4 protein-coding genes are annotated in these 4,195 nt (G+C 66.5%); 1 reads left to right on the plus strand and 3 read right to left on the minus strand.

Annotation, left to right across the window (positions count from 1 at the left end; genetic code table 11):
* The first annotated feature begins 199 nt into the window (after positions 1–199).
* Positions 200–754: a Clp protease N-terminal domain-containing protein gene (locus LQV45_RS19480; protein WP_230008431.1), complete on the plus strand. Its 555-nt coding sequence runs from the start codon at positions 200–202 to the stop codon at positions 752–754.
* A 103-nt stretch (positions 755–857) separates the two neighbouring features.
* On the opposite strand, the gene LQV45_RS19485 is transcribed toward LQV45_RS19480, so the two are convergent.
* The 3 genes from LQV45_RS19485 to LQV45_RS19495 form a co-directional block, all read right to left on the minus strand.
* A complete protein-coding gene (locus LQV45_RS19485) occupies positions 858–2,783 on the minus strand; it encodes a cation:dicarboxylate symporter family transporter (protein WP_308288897.1) in 1,926 nt (641 codons plus the stop codon).
* A gap of 91 nt (positions 2,784–2,874) precedes the next feature.
* Positions 2,875–3,672 (minus strand): IclR family transcriptional regulator, encoded by a 798-nt coding sequence (locus tag LQV45_RS19490; protein WP_230008432.1) that lies wholly within the window; start codon positions 3,670–3,672, stop codon positions 2,875–2,877.
* Positions 3,673–3,838: 166 nt separating this feature from the next.
* On the minus strand, positions 3,839–4,195 hold a 357-nt coding region (locus LQV45_RS19495), incomplete at its 5' end, for a fumarylacetoacetate hydrolase family protein (RefSeq protein ID WP_230008433.1).

Below are 4,195 nucleotides of genomic sequence, written 5' to 3' on the forward strand. Positions count from 1 at the left end.
GAGCCTATCCACCTTGCCGCCATTGTGCCCTCTTTTTGCCCTCTGGGCGTCCCTGCCGGATTCACAGGAAAGTGAAAGCTGGGAAACAGCTATCTCTGCTGGGGCAGGTGCAGACTGGAGATGCTCGTGGAGCAGCCTTCCCCGGACGAACCATCAGCTTCAAGCGCCGTCACCGCGCGGCAGATCCAGGAGACAGCAGATGTCACGCACAACGAAAATCGCGCTCGGCCTCGGGGCGGCGGCCGTGGCACTGGGCGCAGGGCTCGGAGTCGCCGGGATGGCCTCCGCCACCACGACGCCGACGCCCGCCCCGACACCCAGCTCGAGTGCTCCCGGGAACAACTTCGCCGACGGCTACGGCATGCGCGGTGGACATCGCGGCCACGGCGGTGCGGAGTTCGGCTCCCGCGCCAAAGAACTCGCCGCCAAGCTCGGCGTCGACGAGGCGAAGGTCACCGACGCCCTGAAGACTTTCCGCGAAGCCAACAGGCCGGCCACCCCGCCGGCCCCAGGGCAGAAGCCGGACCGCGCCGCAATGGAGAAGGCCCTGGCCGCGTCCCTGGCGAAGTCGCTCGGCATCGATGAAGCCAAGGTCACCGCTGCCCTGGAGGAATTGCGTACCGCGGAACAGGCCAATCACGCCGCGGCACTGAAGCCCCGGCTGGACCAGGCCGTCAAGGACGGCACCCTGACCCAGGCAGAAGCGGACGCAGTCACCAAGGCCGCCGAAAAGGGTGTGATCGGCGGACACTAGGCCCGTGCAAACTCGGGCCCAGGCCGATTAAAGCCGAAGCCGGTAAACCAGAGAAGTCCCCGGGGATTCCCGGGGACTTCTCTGGTGAACACTCGTTCTGTTATTACGCCCTGGCGTCAGCCAGTTCCCGCTCGTCCCGTCCTGCCGCGGGAGTGGCGGCGGCGGAGGGGTCGACGGCCGCGGTGCCATCGACGTCGTCGCTAAACGGATCGCCGTTCCGCGGCGCGTTGTACAGCGTTTCGTCCAGGATGCCCTGGCGCTTGGCCACGATCGCCGGGATCAATGCCTGCCCGGCCACGTTGACGGCGGTGCGTCCCATGTCCAGGATCGGGTCGATGGCCAGCAGCAGGCCGACGCCGGCCAGCGGCAGTCCCAGCGTGGAGAGCGTCAGCGTCAGCATCACGACGGCGCCCGTAGTGCCGGCGGTCGCGGCAGAGCCGAGCACGGACACCAGTGCGATCAGCAGGTACTGGGTGAAGTCGAGCTGGATGCCGAAGAACTGGGCCACGAAAATCGCCGCCACGGCCGGGTAGATCGCCGCGCAGCCGTCCATCTTGGTGGTCGCGCCGAGCGGCACGGCGAAGGAGGCGTAGGCGCGGGGGACACCCAGGCTTCGTTCGGTCACGCGCTGGGTCAGCGGCAGGGTGCCGATCGAGGAGCGGGAGACGAAGGCCAGCTGCACGGCCGGCCACACGCCGGAGTAGTACTGCCTGATGGACAGTCCGTGGCTGCGGATCAGCACGGGGTAGACCACGAACAGCACGAGCGCCAGGCCGATGTAGATCGCCACGGTGAACTTGCCGAGCGAGCCGATGGTGTCCCAGCCGTAGACGGCCACGGCGTTGCCGATCAGGCCGACCGTGCCCAGCGGCGCGATCCGGATGATCCACCAGAGGACCTTCTGGATGACGGCGAGGGCGGAGGCGTTCAGGGCCAGGAACGGCTCGGCCGCCTTGCCCACTTTCAGCGCGGCGATGCCGACGGCGATCGCGATTACCAGGATCTGGAGGACGTTGAAGCTCACGGCGGTGGTGGCGACGCCGTCAGTGACGGTGGTGGTCGCGCCGAGGCCCAGGAAGTTCTTCGGGAACAGCCCGGTCAGGAAGGCCCACCAGTCACCGGACTTGCCGGCGTACTTCGCTTCCTGGCTGATGCCGGTTCCGGCGCCGGGCTGCAGCAGCACGCCCAGGCCGATGCCGATCAGCACGTTCTTCTTCGAGTGCTTCCACAGCTGGCCGATGGGGTTCTTGACCACGCTCTTGTGCTTTTCCAGTTCCTGGAAGACGGGCGTTTCCTTCAGCCGGAGCCGAATGAAGATGGCCACCACAACCAGGAGCACGCTGGCCAGGAAGGGCACCCGCCACAGCCAGCCCTCCAGGACGGCCTTGTCTGCCATGGCAATGAGCGCGAACGTTCCGGCGCCGAGCAGGGTCCCCAGCTGGATGCCGACGAACGGGAGCGACGCGAAGAAGCCACGACGGCGGCGCGGCGCGACTTCGGAAATGAGCGTGGTGGCGCCCGCCTGTTCAGCGCCGGCACCCAGTCCCTGCAGGATGCGCAGCGTCACCAGAAGAACTGCGCCGAGCATGCCGGCCTGTTCGTACGTCGGCAGCAGGCCGATGGCGAAGCTGGCGGTCCCCATCAGGCCGATGGTGAGGATCAGGACCATCTTGCGGCCGAACCGGTCGCCGATGTAGCCGAAGACCATCCCGCCGAAGGGCCGGGCCGCGAAGCCCACACCGTACGTGGCGAAGGATGCAATCAGGGCCCCGTCCTCGCCGAGCGGCTTGAAGAACAGCGGGCCGAAGATCAGGGCGGAGGCCAGCCCGTAGATGTAGAAGTCGTAGTACTCCAGCGCGGAGCCCACAGAGCTGGCAAGCGTTGCCCGTCGCAGCTGTTCCGGATCGACGACGGCGCCGTCCGCTTCAGCGAGCGGTGTATTAGTACTAGTTGTCACAAGCACTCCCTCAAGAACACTCCAGACCCCCGTTGGTCTGGTGGGTGTGAGCAACCCCAAGGAGTCGATCACTATGCTGAACAGAGTACAGCATAGTGATCGACTAGCCAATGAATAATCAGATTTATTCCGGGCGTCCCGAAACGCCCCGCGGCGCGGGCCCCTAGCCCATGGGATTGCCGAGGGACCGGGCGAGGTCCTGGAGTTCCTTCACCATCAGGGCGCCCTGCTCCTGCGAGTAAGTGGCCTTCAGCGCGGTGACCGACAGGCCGAGGCTGGGCCCGTGTGCGCCCCGGGTCGGGACGGCGACGGCCAGGCACACGACGCCCGTGGTGGATTCCTCATCCTCGAACGCATACCCCTGTTCCCGGATGAGCGTGAGCTGCGCCTTGAGCTCGGCACCCGTGCGCAGCGACTTCGGCGTCAGGACCGGAAGAGTGGCGTCGTCGGGAAACATCTCGTCGACGTCGTGGTCATGCAGCCGCGCGATCAGGGCCTTGCCCACGGCACAGAGGGACACGGGCATCTTGTCGCCAATATTGGACGTCAGGCGCACCGCCGGGTGCCCTTCGTAGCGGGCCAGGTAGATGACATTTGTTCCGTCCAGCATGGCGATCCGGACCGTCTCTCCCGAGAGCGTCGGGGCCTGTTCACAGAAGCGGTAGAACTCCTGGACCTCGTCGAGGCGGCTGAGGTAGGCAGCACCGAGCTCAACCAACTTCCGGCCGAGGGTGACCTCCGCGCCCTGGCGGCTGATCAGCCTCGCCTCCTCGAGCGCGAGCAGGAGGTTGGAGGTGGAGGACTTCGGGATTCCCAGTTCCCGGGACAGATCACTGAGCGTGAGGCGTCCGGTCGCGGATGCCGCCAGGGCTTCCAGCACGGCGGCGGCACGGGTGACAGCCGGCGCGGGTGACGCGCTCCCCAATCCGTCGGAGGGTCGGGAAACTCGGGAATCGGCCATGATTCTCCTTCAGGTATCGCGCGCAAGTCGCCGCGCCACTCGTTCGAATGCCGTCCAGTCAGCTGAACACTAACCATCATAATGTCTGGCGCCCTGAACCGGGACCGGCGGGGCCCATGCATCCATTGCTCCCCGTCGGCGGGCCTCGTCGGGGACCGCCGGCCCCTTAGGCCGCAGAGACCACGGGGTTCGTCAGCTCGCCGATGCCGGCAATGTGGCACGTGACGGTGTCGCCGGGGACGATCGGCGCACACTCGGCGGGGAATCCCGTCAGCACCAGGTCACCCGGGTGAAGGGTCATGAAGGATGTGAGATAGGTGAGGATTTCCTCGACCTTCCAGCCAAGGTCGGCGGAGCTGGCTGCCTGGAGTTCCTGACCGTTGTGTTTGATGCCGATCGCCAGGTCGTCACCGTTCAGGTCCGTGACGATCCAGGGCCCCACGGGCGTGAACGTGTCCTGGCTCTTGGCGCTGATCCACAGCTGATCGGATTCCTGCAGGTTCCTGGCGGAGACGTCGTTTCC

The organism is Microbacterium sp. Bi128, from assembly GCF_918698205.1.